The 14,255-nt window shown below is 70.2% G+C and carries 14 protein-coding genes and 1 other RNA gene; 7 read left to right on the forward strand and 8 right to left on the reverse strand.

What is annotated here, in order from left to right:
• Nucleotides 1-115 precede the first annotated feature (115 nt).
• The 4 genes from panB to FCG67_RS12105 all read left to right on the forward strand — a co-directional run bounded on the left by panB (nucleotide 116) and on the right by FCG67_RS12105 (nucleotide 3,431).
• Nucleotides 116-964 (forward strand): 3-methyl-2-oxobutanoate hydroxymethyltransferase, encoded by an 849-nt coding sequence (gene panB, locus FCG67_RS12090; RefSeq protein ID WP_136910045.1) that lies wholly within the window; start codon nucleotides 116-118, stop codon nucleotides 962-964.
• Nucleotides 965-1,101: 137 nt separating this feature from the next.
• Nucleotides 1,102-1,548: a hypothetical protein gene (locus FCG67_RS12095; protein ID WP_136910046.1), complete on the forward strand. Its 447-nt coding sequence runs from the start codon at nucleotides 1,102-1,104 to the stop codon at nucleotides 1,546-1,548.
• Complete coding sequence (pip, locus tag FCG67_RS12100; RefSeq protein WP_425467832.1) at nucleotides 1,545-2,510, forward strand: prolyl aminopeptidase; 966 nt, start codon at nucleotides 1,545-1,547, stop codon at nucleotides 2,508-2,510. The genes FCG67_RS12095 and pip overlap by 4 nt, the downstream gene beginning before the upstream one ends.
• A 48-nt stretch (nucleotides 2,511-2,558) precedes the next feature.
• Nucleotides 2,559-3,431 (forward strand): CHAD domain-containing protein, encoded by an 873-nt coding sequence (locus FCG67_RS12105; protein ID WP_136910048.1) that lies wholly within the window; start codon nucleotides 2,559-2,561, stop codon nucleotides 3,429-3,431.
• Here FCG67_RS12105 and FCG67_RS12110 read toward each other — a convergent pair.
• The 4 genes from FCG67_RS12110 to rnpB form a co-directional block, all read right to left on the reverse strand.
• Nucleotides 3,415-4,827: an RNB domain-containing ribonuclease gene (locus FCG67_RS12110; RefSeq protein WP_136910049.1), complete on the reverse strand. Its 1,413-nt coding sequence runs from the start codon at nucleotides 4,825-4,827 to the stop codon at nucleotides 3,415-3,417. The genes FCG67_RS12105 and FCG67_RS12110 overlap by 17 nt on opposite strands.
• Nucleotides 4,828-4,873: 46 nt before the next feature.
• A complete protein-coding gene (locus FCG67_RS12115; RefSeq protein ID WP_077041980.1) occupies nucleotides 4,874-5,062 on the reverse strand; it encodes a hypothetical protein in 189 nt (62 codons plus the stop codon).
• A 297-nt stretch (nucleotides 5,063-5,359) separates the two neighbouring features.
• Nucleotides 5,360-6,133, reverse strand: a complete 774-nt coding sequence (locus tag FCG67_RS12120) for a potassium channel family protein (protein WP_136910050.1) — start codon at nucleotides 6,131-6,133, stop codon at nucleotides 5,360-5,362.
• 45 nt (nucleotides 6,134-6,178) lie between these two features.
• An RNA gene (gene rnpB / locus FCG67_RS12125) (RNase P RNA component class A) lies at nucleotides 6,179-6,594 on the reverse strand.
• Between the two features lie 86 nt (nucleotides 6,595-6,680).
• Between rnpB and FCG67_RS12130 the strand changes: the two genes are divergently transcribed.
• A complete protein-coding gene (locus FCG67_RS12130; RefSeq protein ID WP_136910051.1) occupies nucleotides 6,681-7,205 on the forward strand; it encodes a DUF1697 domain-containing protein in 525 nt (174 codons plus the stop codon).
• A gap of 23 nt (nucleotides 7,206-7,228) precedes the next feature.
• Complete coding sequence (locus FCG67_RS12135; RefSeq protein ID WP_136910052.1) at nucleotides 7,229-8,473, forward strand: SLC13 family permease; 1,245 nt, start codon at nucleotides 7,229-7,231, stop codon at nucleotides 8,471-8,473.
• 49 nt (nucleotides 8,474-8,522) lie between these two features.
• On the opposite strand, the gene FCG67_RS12140 is transcribed toward FCG67_RS12135, so the two are convergent.
• From FCG67_RS12140 to FCG67_RS12155, 4 genes are all read right to left on the reverse strand, one after another.
• A complete protein-coding gene (locus tag FCG67_RS12140; protein WP_136910053.1) occupies nucleotides 8,523-9,917 on the reverse strand; it encodes a dicarboxylate/amino acid:cation symporter in 1,395 nt (464 codons plus the stop codon).
• 292 nt (nucleotides 9,918-10,209) lie between these two features.
• Nucleotides 10,210-11,313, reverse strand: a complete 1,104-nt coding sequence (locus FCG67_RS12145; RefSeq protein WP_136910283.1) for a bifunctional RNase H/acid phosphatase — start codon at nucleotides 11,311-11,313, stop codon at nucleotides 10,210-10,212.
• 20 nt (nucleotides 11,314-11,333) lie between these two features.
• On the reverse strand, nucleotides 11,334-12,071 hold the full coding sequence (locus tag FCG67_RS12150) for a zinc ribbon domain-containing protein (RefSeq protein WP_136910054.1): 738 nt from the start codon (nucleotides 12,069-12,071) through the stop codon (nucleotides 11,334-11,336).
• Nucleotides 12,072-12,160: 89 nt separating this feature from the next.
• Nucleotides 12,161-12,865 carry a TetR/AcrR family transcriptional regulator gene (locus FCG67_RS12155; protein WP_136910055.1) on the reverse strand — a complete coding sequence of 235 codons (705 nt, stop codon included), beginning with the start codon at nucleotides 12,863-12,865 and terminating at the stop codon, nucleotides 12,161-12,163.
• Nucleotides 12,866-12,989: 124 nt separating this feature from the next.
• Here FCG67_RS12155 and FCG67_RS12160 point away from each other — a divergent pair, with 124 nt between their 5' ends.
• Nucleotides 12,990-14,216, forward strand: coding sequence for an FAD-dependent monooxygenase (locus FCG67_RS12160; protein WP_136910056.1), 1,227 nt, complete (start codon nucleotides 12,990-12,992; stop codon nucleotides 14,214-14,216).
• The last annotated feature ends 39 nt before the right edge of the window (nucleotides 14,217-14,255 follow it).

Here is a 14,255-nt window from a genome sequence, read left to right on the forward strand (position 1 = left end):
ACCAATTGCACGTCACCGCCTGTTCTCGGGGTGGTCGGCCGGTGGCAGACTGAGCTACGTCATCACCCACAACCCGGGGACCCGCACTGGGCCTCGAGGCACGAAAGGGACACTGATGTCCGATAACACTGCCCCCTACGGTTCCGCGCCCGCTCAGCCGGCCGCCAAGCGAACCAAGATCCGCACCCACCACCTGCAGACCATGAAGGCCGAGGGCGAGCGCTGGGCGATGCTCACCGCCTACGACTACTCGACCGCGCGGCTCTTCGAGGAGGCCGGCATCCCGGTACTCCTGGTCGGCGACTCCGCCGCGAACGTCGTCTACGGCTACGACACGACGGTGCCGGTCACCATCGACGAGCTGATCCCGCTGGTCCGCGGCGTGGTCCGCGGCGCCCCGAACGCCCTCGTCGTCGCCGACCTGCCGTTCGGCAGCTATGAGTCCTCCCCCGAGCAGGCGCTGGCCACCGCCACCCGGTTCATGAAGGAGGGCCAGGCGCACGCGGTCAAGCTCGAGGGCGGCGAGCGCGTCGCCCCGCAGATCGCCGCGATCACCGCCGCGGGCATCCCGGTGATGGCGCACATCGGGTTCACACCGCAGTCCGTGAACAGCCTCGGCGGCTTCCGCGTGCAGGGCCGCGGCGACGGCGCCGAGCAGCTCGTCGCCGACGCCATCGCCGTGCAGGAGGCCGGCGCGTTCTCCGTGGTCATGGAGATGGTGCCCGCCGAGATCGCCGGCCAGGTCACCCGGAAGCTGACGATCCCGACCGTCGGCATCGGCGCGGGTGCCGAATGCGATGCGCAGGTGCTGGTCTGGCAGGACATGGCCGGGTACACCAGCGGCAAGACCGCCAAGTTCGTCAAGAAGTTCGCCGCAGTCGGCGACGATCTGCGCGGGGCGGCGGCCGCCTACGCGGCCGAGGTCCGGTCCGGCACCTTCCCCGCTGAGGAACACAGCTTCTGACGCCGGCTTCCGCGCGCGACGACGATCCGCCCTCTCGCGGGGCGGATCGTCGTCGCGCGATGGCACACTCGATGACAACGGCGCGCGCGGGTATCCCGTGCGCCGTCACACACTTCACCGAAAGACAGGGTGCCTACATGTTCCATCGTCGTCTCGCGGCTGCCGTCGCCGGAGCCGCTGCTGTCGTCGCTCTCGCGGGCGGCTGTGCCACCGAGAACGCCCCGGCCCCGGCCCCCGCTCCCGCACCGAGCGGCGGCACGGGCGCCCTGCCCAACACCTCGGTAGCCCCTGCGCCCGGTGGCCCGGTCGCGGGCGGCGTCACCGAGGCGCAGGCCGCCCAGCTGTGCTCGGACATGCAGGCGCAGCTGCAGAGCTGGCGCACCTACACTCCGACCATCGGCAAGGGCGGGCTGAACACGGTCGTCGGCACCTGGGCCGCCCAGAACGGCATCAACGTCATCGAGCTGATGGGCAACAAGGCCCGGATCGACGCGATCACCCAGGCGCAGTGCCCGGATGTGCGTGCCGAGGCCATCGAATCGTTGCGGATCCCGGACCTGGCGTCGGGCCTGATCGGGTTCTGACACCGATGCGGGACCTGTACCCCGAGATCGAGCCGCACCGCGCCGGGCACCTCGATGTCGGCGACGGGCAGCGCATCTACTGGGAGGTCAGCGGCAACCCCGACGGCAAGCCCGTCGTGTTCCTGCACGGCGGGCCCGGCGGCGGCACCACCGCCGACCACCGCCGGTTCTTCGACCCCGACGCCTACCAGATCGTGCTGTTCGATCAGCGCGGCTGCGGGCGTTCGACGCCGCATGTCGCCGACGGCGCGGACCTGTCGGCGAACACCACGGAGCACCTCATCGCCGACATCGAGGCGCTGCGCACGTATCTCGAGGTGCAGCGCTGGCAGGTCTTCGGCGGTTCCTGGGGTTCGACGCTGGCGCTGGCGTACGCGCAGGCCAACCCGGACCGGGTCACCGAGCTGGTGCTGCGCGGGGTGTTCCTGCTGCGCCGCAGCGAGATCGACTGGTACTACAACGGCGGCGCGAGCGCGATCTACCCCGACCTGTGGCAGGGCTTCCTCGCCCCGGTGCCCGAGGACGAGCGGGGCGGCGACCTCGTCGAGGCCTACCACCGTCTGCTCCACTCCCCCGACGACGACGTCGCGCTGGCGGCCGCCATCGCCTGGTCCACCTGGGAGGGTGCCACCAGTTCGCTGCTGCCCCGGCCCGCACGGGTCGAGGAGACCGCGGAACCGCGCTTCGCGCTGGCGTTCGCTCGGATCGAGAACCACTACTTCCGCAATCACGGATTCCTCGCGGAGGGCCAGCTGCTCCGCGACATCGCCGCGATCGAGAAGATCCCGGCGGTGATCGTGCAGGGCCGGTACGACGTGGTGTGCCCCGTGACCAGCGCGTGGGCCCTGCACCGGGCCTGGCCGTCGGCCCGGCTGGTGATCGTCGACGACGCCGGGCACGCCGCCAACGAGCCTGGGATCGCCCACCACCTGGTCGAGGCGACCGACGCCTTTCGCGACTGACGCCCGAATCTCTCGACAGCGACGGACGCGGGCGGGTAAACCTGAGTCATGGGCAAGGGGCGCACACCGGACGGGACAGCTGCCGTGCTGGCGGCGCTACGCGATCACGCCGACGAACTGGATGCACGCGCGGCCGAGGTGCGCCGGGACGAGTTCGACTCGGTGCATCAGATGCGGGTGTCGACGCGACGCCTGCGCAGCGTGCTCGGCAGCTACCGGTCGCTGTTCCCGGACGGCGCGACCGACGGCGTGCGGGCCGAACTCCGATGGCTGGGCACGGTTCTCGGCAACGCCAGGGACGCCGAGGTGATGGCCGAGCGGTTTCGCGACCTCCTCGACGCGCAGCCGCCCGAACTGGTGCGCGGGCCCGTCCGCCATCGCCTGGTCGCGACGAACGAGCTCGCCTACCGCGACGCGCACATCGAGGCGGTCGCCGCGCTCGACGGCACTCGCTACGAGGCGCTGCTGGCCTCGCTGGACGCCCTGCTCGCGGCGCCCCCGTACCGAACCGATGCGGTCCGATTCGGGCTGCACCGTGCCAGTCGCAAGGTACGCAAGGCGGCGCGGAAGGCGGGACTCACCGCGCGGGGCACCGGCGAACCGACGCCGGAGCGCCTGCATACGGTCCGCAAGCGCGCCAAGGCGCTCCGATACGCCGCCGAGGCGGCCGCGTCCACCAGGCCCTCGCCAGTGCGGGCGGGCAAGGCGGCGAAGAAGCTGCAGACCGTGCTCGGCGACCATCACGATTCCGTGGTCGCGCGGGCTCGGCTGCTGGCCGCGGCCGACCTGGCCCGCGGCGCGGGCGAGGACACCTTCACCTACGGCGTGCTGACCGCCGCCGAGGCCGACCGGGTTCGACGCGCCGTGCCACGGTCACGAAAGCTGGTGCGCAAGATCAGGTCTGCTAGCCGGAAGCTGTAGCCGGGTAGCCGAACTTCACCGTCCGGCCTGTCACGTCGGCCTGGACCAGGCGCACGGACACCGCCTCGCCCTCCGGCGGATTGCCGAGACACTTGCCGATCACCGTCGCCTGCGGTGCGAAGACCTCGGCCTCCCGCTTTCCGTCCATCCCGCGCAGCACCACCGCGTCGAACACCTCGCCCTCGCGGCCGGCGAGCAGGGTGGCCTCCGTGAGGTCCACGCAGGCCCGATCGACCTTGTTGGCCAACGTGTCCGAGCCCCTCATCAGATCCGACAGAGAGGGCAGGGCGTCACGAACCCATTGCGGCACCGGTGTTCCCGCGCAGATCGCCAGGCACACCTCGGTGCTGAACCGGTCCGAGAGGCGCCGCAGCGGCGCCGTCACGTGGGCGTACGGCGCGCCGATCCCGGAATGCGTGACCAGCTCCGGGACCTCGCCGTCGAACGCGGCGTAGCCCGCTCCGCGCAGCAGCGAGGTCGCCTCGGTCATCATCACCAGCGTCGCGGGCGTGTTCGGTTCCAGGCCCGCAAGGAATTCGCCGACCGGGACCTGCGTCGGCCAGTCCATGCCAAGGGCACTCGCGGCCCTGCGCAGTGCCGCGACTGCGCCCGGCGCCGGGGTGGGCAGGGTGCGCAGCAGTCCGATGCCGGCGTCGATCATCAGCTTCGCCGCACACATCCCGGTCAGCAGCGACACCTCGGCGTTCCAGTCGTCGGCCTCGGTGCGCGGTTGCAGCTCGAGCCGCCAGCCGTCGCCGTCGCCGACCACCTCCTGCTCGGGCAGCTTGAGCTCGATCGCGCCGCGGTCGATCGCGGACGCGAGTCGCAGCTTGCCGAACTCGGGCAGCGCCGCGATCGAGGGATGCAACGAGCCGGACTCCGAATCCGCCTGCACCCCTGCGTAGTCGAACCGCGCGACCGAACGCACCAGGGCGCGGGAGACCGCTACCGAGACCGGCTCCGCCCGCTCGTCGAGCTCGATCCGCCACAGCGCGGCCGGCCGCACCAGATCGGGGAGCAGGCTGGCCGCGCCCTCGGACATCACCCGCGGGTGCAGCGGCAGTGACCCGTCCGGCAGGTAGAAGGTCTGGCCGCGCCGCCTGACCTCCGCGTCGAGGTCGCCGCCGGGGACCACGACGGCCGCGACGTCGGCGATCGCGTAGTGCAGGACGAACCCGGTGGGCGTGCGCTCGAGGTGCAGGGCCTGGTCGAGGTCCATGGAGGTCGGCGGGTCGATGGTGACCAGCGCCAGGTCGGTTCGGTCCGCGCGCTCGACCGCGTATCGGTCGACCGCGGACTCCGCCTCGGCGATGGCCCTCGGGGGGAAGTCGGCGGTGAGCGAGAAGTCGGTCCGGATGGCACCGAAGTCGATCCCGCGGGCAGAGATGCGCGTCATCACAACTGCCGAGCGTAGTGGCTCGGCTCGATCGCGCGGCCGACCGTCAGTTGTTCCAGTCGTCCTCGGCCTTGTCCGCGGCCTTGTTGCGCTCCGCGGCGATCTCCAACGCTCGCGCGGCGGTCTCGCGATCCGGATAGGGACCCATCCTGTCGAGCCCGCGGGCGTCCTTGCCCTGACGCACCGAACCGTCCGACACGCAGTAGTACCAGAGGTGCTCTTCGTCCTCGCTCATGTCTTCAGTGTGCCCGGTTCCCGGCACCCTCACCATCCGAACCGACGCCTCGAAATCTTTTCGGCCCGTTCGCTTGAGGACTGAACGCAAGCATGAGACTCTTACGCTCGGCAGGGGACGGCGTGTCACATCCACCGCACCCGTATCCGAGGATTCGAGAGTTTCCGCGCTGCACCGCCTCAACCCGTATGAAATGGAGAATCACCCGCATGGCCCCCATGTCTTACCTGCTCTACGATGCCCTCCTCCCGCATCTCGGAGCCGACGCCGCCGAGCACTGGGCGACGACCCTGGTCGTCAACCCGATCTGACATCGGACGTCACCAAAGATGCCCCCGCCGATTCGGCGGGGGCATCTTTTTGTGCGCTCGCCGCCCCGGTCTGCTCCGCCAGCCGCCGGTTCAGGTCGGCGACCTCCGCGGTGAGCCGGTGGATCTCGTCGGTGGCGTGCTTCGCCCCGTCCTCCTGAGCCGCGGCGACCCGTTCGACGAACCACGAGGCCAGCGACGCGGTGACGACACCGAGCAGCGCGACACCGCCGAGCATCAGCCCGAACGCGATCAGTCGACCCTCCGCCGTGGTCGGGTACCGGTCTCCGTAGCCGACAGTGGTCACCGTCGTCATCCCCCACCAGAGCGCGTCCCCGAATCCGGTGATGTTGGCGTCCGGATTGGCACGTTCGGCGTCGAGCACCGCGAGGGCGGCGCAGAACACCAACAGCCCGGTGCCGCCGACCACGTACGCGCCGACCCTGCCCCGGAACGATCCGGCCATGCTCCTGCTGAGTGCGGCGAGCACCACCACCAGACGCAACGGACGCAGCAACGGAAGCAGCAGCGCCACCAGTTCGAAGAGGTTGGCCCGGACGAAAGCCCATTTCTCGCGTGCCCGCACGAGTCGGTCGCCGTAGTCGAGCGCGAAGGCGACCCACGTGACGATCATCGTGGCGTCACAGAGGACCCGGAAGCCGGGCGCCAGGTCCACCACCAGGATCGGGAGTGCGTAGGCGGCCAGGAAGACGAGCGAGGCGACAGTGAGGAAGGCGTCCCTCGATGACTTGAGCAATGTCATCGGCAGAGAGTAACGACTGCAGGCTTACACATCTCGGTAAGTGGGCGGACGAGTTGGTCTGTAAGCCGGATCCTGTCCCCGGCGCCGAGGCGCCGGGTGGCGACCATCCATCTGGGCACACCGTTGCCGGGTACCTCGAGCGGTCCACCCGCAGGCTCGGGCGAGCAGCCCTCGAACACCTGCGCAGCCGCACCTTCGAGAAGGTGCGGCCTTCGACCTTGCTCCGGGCGGGGTTTACCTAGCCACCCCAGTCACCTGGGGTGCTGGTGCGCTCTTACCGCACCGTTTCACCCTCACCGACGCTCACGCGCCGGCGGTCTGTTTTCTGTGGCACTGTCCCGCGGGTCACCCCGGGTTGCCGTTAGCAACCGCCCTGCTCTGTGGAGTCCGGACTTTCCTCGGCCCTGGGCCTGCGCGCGCGAGCGCACGGTTCCCCGAGCCGCGGTCGCCCGACCAACTCGTCCGCCGCTACAGACTACTGCCTGCCGCGCACACCTCCGACACTCGAACGCTTGTTTGACCGGCGTCGACTGTCTACCGTCTAGCCATGGCCAGATACATCGCGTTGCTGCGAGGCATCAATGTCGGCGGGATCAACATCAAGATGGCGGACCTCAAGGACGCGATCTCGGGGCTCGGTTTCGACAACGTCAAGACCGTATTGGCCTCGGGCAATGTGCTTTTCGACTCCGACCGCACGGACCGCGAGGCGATCAAGTCCGATATCGAGGCCTGCCTGCGGGAGAGGTTCGGCTACGACGCCTGGATCGTGCTGGTGGACCACCAGCGCCTGGCCGCGGTCGTCGAAGACTTCCCGTTCGAGGCCGACCGCGACGGATGGCACCCGTACGTGTTGCTGTCCTCGGACCCGGCGTCGCTGGACGACATGTTCGCCGCCGCACAGTCTCTCGCGCTCGGCGACGAGGCGGTCGCGCTCGGTGACGGCGTCCTGTACTGGCATGTCGAACGCGGCGAGACGCTGCAGAGCCCGTTCGGAAAGCTCAGCGCCAAAGCCAAGTACAAGTCGACGACGACCAACCGGAACCTGCGCACCCTGCGCAAGCTGTTGTGACGGTCGGCTGAGGTACTCGCCGAATGGTCTGGCTTGTCGGCGCCCTCGTCGCCCTGGTGCTGGCCGCCGCGATCCTCCGTCCGCACGGACTGCCCGAGGTGGCCGTCGCCGCGCCCGCCGCCGTGATCGTGGTGGCCGTCGGGGCGGTCACGCCTGCGCAGGCACTGGAGGAGGTGCGCACGCTCGGTCCGACCGTGGCGTTCCTCGCCGCGATCCTCGTGCTCGCCCACCTCGCGGACGCGAGCGGCGTGTTCACCTGGACCGCCTCGGTCCTGCGGCGTGATTCCCGGGGTCGCCCGAAGCGGCTGCTGGGGCTGGCATTCACCGCCTGCGCGGTCACCACCGCGGTGTTGAGCCTGGACGCCACGGTGGTGCTGCTGACGCCCGCGATCGTGGCGACCGCGACGAGGATGGGCGTCTCGGCGCGCCCGGTGAACTACGCCGCGGCGCACCTGGCCAACTCGGCATCGACGTTGCTGCCGGTATCGAACCTGACGAACCTGCTGGCCTTCTCGGCGACGGGCCTCGGTTTCCTCCACTTCACCTCCCTGATGGCATTGCCGTGGCTCGTCGCGATCGCGGTGGAGTTCGTGGTGTTCCGGCTCTTCTTCGCGCGCGACCTCGCCGCGCCGCCGGAACCAGCCCCGACGCCGATGCCGACGTCGACCCGGATCCTGCCGCCGCCCCGCTGGGCCCTGGCGGTCCTCGGTCTGACCCTGCTCGGCTTCGCGTTGTCCGGCCTCGTCGGGGTGGCCCCGGCGTGGATCGCGGTCGCCGGTGCGGTGCTGCTCGGTGTGCCCGCACTGAAGGAGGGGCGCACCAGGCCGCGGTCGATGCTCGCCGCGGCCGATCCCTACTTTGCGGTGTTCGTCCTCGCGCTGGGGATCCTGGTCGCTCCCCTGATCGACGGGGAGGTCGGCGACTGGGTCGGAGGTCTGCTGCCACACACCGAGTCGTTCACCGCCCTGCTCCTGACAGCGTCCGTGGCCGCGCTCGCCGCGAACCTGGTCAACAATCTGCCCGCCACCCTCCTGATGATCGGCGCCCTCGGGCCGGGCGCACCGACCGGGCTGCTCCTGGCGATGCTGATCGGGGTGAACCTCGGGCCCAACCTGACCTACACCGGGTCCCTGGCAACGCTGCTGTGGCGCCGGGTTGCGACCCGCTGTGGGCAGCCGCCGACGCTGGGCACCTTCACCGCGCTCGGTGTGATCAGCACTCCCCTGACCATTGTCGGCGCCGTCGCCGCGCTGTGGCTGGCGCTCTGACACGGCAGGGCCGGCCCGGATTCCGGGCCGGCCCTGCCGTGGGGTCCGGTCAGACGGTCGCGTGTACCTTCTCCGCGGACGGCGGCAGCTCGGGGTCCTCGTCGGCGAACGGGTCGCCGTTGCGGGGCGCGTTGTAGAGCTCCTCGTCGAGGATTCCCTCCCGCTTGGCGACGATGGTCGGGACCAGCGCCTGCCCGGTGACGTTGAGCGCGGTGCGGCCCATGTCGACGATCGGCTCGACGGCCAGCAACAGCCCGACACCCGCGAGCGGCAGACCCAGGGTGGACAGGGTCAGCGTGAGCATCACGGTGGCACCGGTTGTGCCCGCGGTGGCGGCCGAACCGATCACCGAGACCACGACGATCAGCAGGTAGTCCGTCAGGCTCAGGTCGATGCCGTAGAACTGCGCCACGAAGATCGCGGCGATGGCTGGGTAGATCGCGGCGCAGCCGTCCATCTTGGTGGTCGCGCCGAGCGGCACCGCGAACGACGCGTACTCGCGCGGCACGCCCAGGTTGCGCTCGGTGACCCGCTCGGTCAGCGGCAGGGTGCCGATCGAGGACCGGGACACGAAGCCGAGCTGGGTGGCCGGCCACACGCCGGAGAAGAACTGCTTGACCGAGAGCCCGTGCGCGCGAACGAGAATCGGGTACACGACGAAGAAGACGATGGCCAGGCCGATGTAGACGGCCAGGGTGAACACACCCAGCTGACCGATCGCGTCCCACCCGTAGGTGGCCACGGCCTTTGCGATCAGCGCGGCGGTGCCGATCGGGGCGAGGCGGATGATCCACCAGAGCACCTTCTGCACGATCGCGAGCAGCGAGGCGTTCAGTTCCAGGAACGGCTCGGCCTTCTTGCCCACCTTGAGCGCCGCGATCCCGACCGCGATCGCGATGACCAGCAACTGCAGGACGTTGAAGCTCAGCGACGTGGTCGCGGCGCCGGAGTCCGTGACCGTCGTCTTCGCGCCGAGGGCGAGGAAGTTTTGCGGGACCAGGCCGGTCAGGAACGCCCACCAGGAGCCGGACCCCTTCGGGACCCCGGCGTCGTCGGGATTGACGGACGTGTTCGCGCCGGGCTGGGTGATCAGCCCGACCGCGATGCCGATCAGCACCGCGATGAACGCGGTGATCGCGAACCACAGCAGCGTCTGGACGGCCAGACGGGCGGCGTTGGCCACCTGGCGGAGATTGGCGATGGAGCTGACGATCGCAGTGAAGACCAGCGGGATCACCGCGACGGTCAGCAGCGCGACGTAGCTCGAACCGATGGTCGTGACGGTGCCGGTCAGCCAGTTGGCACTGCCGTCGTCGGCGGGGGGCATCGAGCGGGCCAGCAGTCCGATGAGGACGCCGGCGATCAGGCCGACGACGATCTGTGGACCGAAGGAGGTTGCCCAGCCGGGCAGGCGCCTGGTGCGGGCGAGGATGGGGGCCGACATGTGACGGACCTTTCGTGATGGGTGCGCAGCAGCAGGCACGCTCGTTCGAGCGTGGGTGCGCGGGGAGTGCCGACGGACGCCGGGCCCGGGACAGAGGTCGACCGGGTGGCAGGAATGGATGGGTCAGCGCATACAGACAGCGCTCGCCTGCAGACAGTTGTCGACATACCGTCGACTGGTCAGCAGCGAGTTCACCCGGAGCATGTTACTCCCGCTAAGAAACGCGCTTCGCGCCGGTGAGTGATTAGCACCCCGGTCGGGGTACAAATCACTCACGGGCGGCGCAGCCGCACTAGAGGTGCGAGGTGTCGTTGACGAGGCGCACCGAGGCACCGCCGTCGGGGTAGAACTCGGCGATGGACAGCGATGCCAGGTCCAGGTGCAGCCGGTAGAGCAGCGACGGCCCGACGTCCAGCGCCATCTGCAGCAGGGTCTTGATCGGCGTGACGTGCGAGACCAGCAGCAGGTTCGCGCCGGGGAACTCGGCCACGAGGTCGTCGCGCGCCCGCTCGATGCGCGCCCGCACCTCGTCGAAGCTCTCGCCGCCGGGCGGCCGGACGGAGGTGTCGGAGATCCACCGGCGGTGCAGCTCGGGGTCGCGCTCGGACGCCTCCCCGAAGGTCAGCCCCTCCCAGTCACCGAAATCCGTCTCGATGAGTCCCTCGTGGACCCGGACCGGCAGCGACAGCTCGGCGGCCACCGCCTCGGCGGTCTGCCGCGCCCGACCCAGCGGCGACGACAGGACGGCGGTGATGCCGCCGCGTTCGCCGATCCGCTTCGCGGCCGCGCGGGCCTGAGACAGGCCGAGGTCGGTCAGCTCCGGGTTGCCGCGGCCGGAGTAGCGGCGCTCGACCGACAGCGCGGTCTGCCCGTGCCGGAGCAGCAGCATCCTGGTGGGCTTCCCGAGCGCACCGGTCCACCCCGGTGAGACCGGGGCAGACTCCGGCTTCTCGGTTTTCGCAGCGACCGTCGCCGGGGCCGTCAGGTTCGTCGGCTGCCCGTCCATGGCCTCGTTCGCGAGCTTGTCGGCGTGCGAGTTCTCGGCCCGCGGGATCCACGTGTAGTCGACCCGGTCGAAACCGGCGGCCAGCTCGCCCGCCTGCCGGGCGAGCGGCTTCATGTCCGGGTGCTTGACCTGCCAGCGCCCGGACATCTGCTCGACGACCAGCTTCGAGTCCATCCGCACCGACACCGACCGGGCGCCGAGCGCCGCCGCGGCGGTCAGCCCGGCGATCAGCCCGCGGTACTCGGCGACGTTGTTGGTCGCGATGCCGATAGACTCGCCGCGCTCGGCCAGCACCCGGTCGTGATCGGAGTCGAAGACGACCGCGCCGTAGCCGGCCGGTCCCGGGTTCCCGCGTGAGCCGCCGTCGGCCTCGACGAAGACGTGGCCAATGGAGCGACCCCCGGGGTCAGTCACAGACCGGATTCCTTGGTACGCACCATGATCGCGTTGCACTCGGGGCAGCGGATCAGCGTCTCCGGATCGGCCTTGGCGATGCGGGAGATCTCGCCGCGGTCGATCTCGATCCGGCACGCGCCGCACCGGCGGGCCTGCAGCAACGCGGCCCCGGCGCCACCGGCGGACCGCTGACGGTCGTAGATGGCCAGCAGGTCGGCCGGGAACTCCGGCTCGAGCGCGGCCCGGTCGCTCACGCACCGCTGCTCGGCCGCGTCGAGGTCGGCGGCGGCGTCGTCGCGGCGACGGCTGGCATCGATGAGGGCGTCGTCGATCTGGCTCAGCTGGGCGCCCGCGTGCTCGTAGTCAGACTGCGAGGCCTCGCGGCGCTCCATCACCTCGAGCAGTTCGTCCTCGAGGATCGACTGCCTGCGCTCGAGGCTGCCGAGCTCGTGCTCCAGCTCGGTGAGCTGCTTGGCGCCGACGGTGCCGCCCTGGAGCAGCTTCCGGTCGCGCTCCTCGCGCTGGCGGACGGCGTCCACCTCGCCCTCAAGCTTCTTGATGTCCCGGTCCAGGTCGTCGAGGACGATCTCCACCGCGACCGCGGCGTCCTTGCGCGCCACACGGTCGGACTCGAGGCGCTGCACCTCTTCCTGCTCGGGCAGCGTCCGGCGGCGGTGCGCGATCCTCGACAGCTCGGTATCCACCGCCGCGAGGTCGAGCAGCTTGGCCTGAATCCGGGGTTCGACGTTCACGCGGGCGGGCTCCTGCTTGTGCTGAGTGGGGTTATTGGCCCCGCTACCGTACCGCCCTGCGGGGTGCAGCCAGTACCGCTGCGCAGCGGTCACCGCGCCCGCCCGACGAATGCCTCGATTCCGTCGAGGACGCACCGCAGTCCGAGTTCGAGCCCGACTCGGTCCGCCGGCTCGAATCCGCCGCCGTCGATGGACTCGATCAGCGCCGGATAGTCGTCACGCCGCCGATCGACGATCGCGGAGACCGAACCGAGCCACTCGGCGCGCCACTGCTCGGACACCGCGTCGGGCATCGCCGCCTGACCGGCGACGCCTCGCACGTGCCCGAGGAGCAGCAGGAACAGTTGGTGGACATCGCGGTGCTCGAGCCCGGTCTCGGCGAATGCCCGCAGCGCGGAGTCCATCCAGCCGAGCTGATTCGGGCCCATCACCCCCTCACCGCCGGTCGACGCGAGCAGCCAGGGGCGCCGCACGAACAGGCTATGGAGCTCGCGCGCCCAGGCCTCCAACCTCGGCCGCCACCCACCCTCGATGCCGCTCAGATCGGGCGGCGCACCGATCGCCTCGTCCAGCATCAGCGTGAGCAGCGTCGCCTTGTCGGGAACGTAGCGGTACAGCGAGGTGGTGGTGAAGCCGAACTCGGCTGCCACGCGCTGCAGCGACACCGCCTCGAGCCCACTCGCGTCGGCGATACCGACGGCGGCCGCGACCACCTCGCGGACGCTCAGGCTCGGGCGCCGCCCCCGGCGCGCGGGTTCCTCGTCCCGCCACAACAGCTCGAATGCCGTCGTCATCTGCTCTCCTCCGTTGCCGCCGAGGTCCGCGATTGACCGCGAACCGAAACTGTGTATAACCTACACTCAATAGTGAACGGCATTCACAGTGAATGCGATTCACAACAACTATAGGGAGGCACCCATGATCGAGTCGTCAACGGCACGCCGCGGCAACGTCCTCATCTCCGGGGCCAGCCTGGCCGGCCCGGCGCTGGCCTTCTGGCTGCACCGCTTCGGCTTCTCCGCCACCGTCGTCGAGCGCGCGCCGCGGCTGCGCGAGGGCGGTCAGGCTGTCGACTTCCGCGGTGCGGCGCACCTGCAGATGCTCACCCGGATGGGCCTCCTCGACGAGATCCGCGAACTCCGGACGCCGGAGGGCCGACTGAACGTCATCGACGGCGACGGCCGGACGCTGGCCAGCCTGCCGCCCGAGTTCACCGGAGGCGACGTCGAGATCCAACGCGGCGACCTCGCCCAGCTGCTGTTCGCCAAGACCGAGGACCACACCGAGTACGTCTTCGGCGACTCGATCACCGGACTCACCGATACCGACGAAGGCGTGCACGTCACCTTCGAGCGCGGTGCCCCGCGCACCTTCGACCTGGTGATCGGCGCCGACGGCCTGCACTCGAACGTCCGGAAGCTGACCTTCGGGGACGAGTCCCGCTTCCTCACCCAGTCCGGCTACTACGTCGCGATCTTCAACGCGCCCAACAGCATCGGACTCGGCGACGACAGCGTCCTCTACAACGAGCCGGGCGTGGGCGTGATGGCGTACGGCACCAGGGGCGGCGACGAGTGCGAGGTCATGTGCCTGTTCGAGTCGGCACCGATCGACTACGACCACCGCGACATCGACCAGCAGAAGCGGATCCTCGCCGACGTCATGTCAGGCGTCGGCTGGCAGACGCAGACCCTGATGCGCGAGCTCGAGTCCGCGACGAGCTTCTACTTCGACTCGATCAGCGTCGTCGAGATGGACCGCTACAGCGCGGGCCGGATCGCCCTGATCGGCGACGCCGGCTATGGCGCCACCTGCGGCGGGATGGGTGCGGGCATGTCCCTGATCAGCGCCTACGTGCTGGCCGCCGAGCTGGCCGCCGCCGATGGCGACCACCGCACCGCGTTCGCGCGGTACGAGGAGCAGATCCGCGGCTACGCGACGGCCTGCCAGAAGGTCGCCAAGGGCGCCGGTCCCACCCTCGCCCCGCCGACCGCGAAGAAGCTCGGCCAGCGCAACCGGATGTTCAAGGTGCTGACCTTCGGCCCGCTGAGCAGGCTGCTGGCCTGGATGTCCACCAGGGCCGCCAACGCCATCGACGTCGGCCGCTACGAGAGCGTGCCCGAGCGGGTGCCGGCGACGAGCTAGCCACCAGCGCAGCGACCGCCAGCAGCCGCCCAGCGGCGG

Source organism: Rhodococcus oryzae (genome assembly GCF_005049235.1).
GTDB classification, from domain to species: Bacteria; Actinomycetota; Actinomycetes; order Mycobacteriales; family Mycobacteriaceae; genus Rhodococcus_G; species Rhodococcus_G oryzae.

Bases quoted from the DNA above. Each gene is read 5' to 3' on its own strand.
- panB (WP_136910045.1), top strand. From the start codon at position 116: ATGTCCGATAACACTGCCCCCTACGGTTCCGCGCCCGCTCAGCCGGCC.
- FCG67_RS12095 (WP_136910046.1), top strand. From the start codon at position 1,102: ATGTTCCATCGTCGTCTCGCGGCTGCCGTCGCCGGAGCCGCTGCTGTC.
- FCG67_RS12105 (WP_136910048.1), top strand. From the start codon at position 2,559: ATGGGCAAGGGGCGCACACCGGACGGGACAGCTGCCGTGCTGGCGGCG.
- FCG67_RS12110 (WP_136910049.1), bottom strand. From the start codon at position 4,827: ATGACGCGCATCTCTGCCCGCGGGATCGACTTCGGTGCCATCCGGACC.
- FCG67_RS12115 (WP_077041980.1), bottom strand. From the start codon at position 5,062: ATGAGCGAGGACGAAGAGCACCTCTGGTACTACTGCGTGTCGGACGGT.
- FCG67_RS12120 (WP_136910050.1), bottom strand. From the start codon at position 6,133: ATGACATTGCTCAAGTCATCGAGGGACGCCTTCCTCACTGTCGCCTCG.
- FCG67_RS12130 (WP_136910051.1), top strand. From the start codon at position 6,681: ATGGCCAGATACATCGCGTTGCTGCGAGGCATCAATGTCGGCGGGATC.
- FCG67_RS12135 (WP_136910052.1), top strand. From the start codon at position 7,229: ATGGTCTGGCTTGTCGGCGCCCTCGTCGCCCTGGTGCTGGCCGCCGCG.
- FCG67_RS12140 (WP_136910053.1), bottom strand. From the start codon at position 9,917: ATGTCGGCCCCCATCCTCGCCCGCACCAGGCGCCTGCCCGGCTGGGCA.
- FCG67_RS12155 (WP_136910055.1), bottom strand. From the start codon at position 12,865: ATGACGACGGCATTCGAGCTGTTGTGGCGGGACGAGGAACCCGCGCGC.
- FCG67_RS12160 (WP_136910056.1), top strand. From the start codon at position 12,990: ATGATCGAGTCGTCAACGGCACGCCGCGGCAACGTCCTCATCTCCGGG.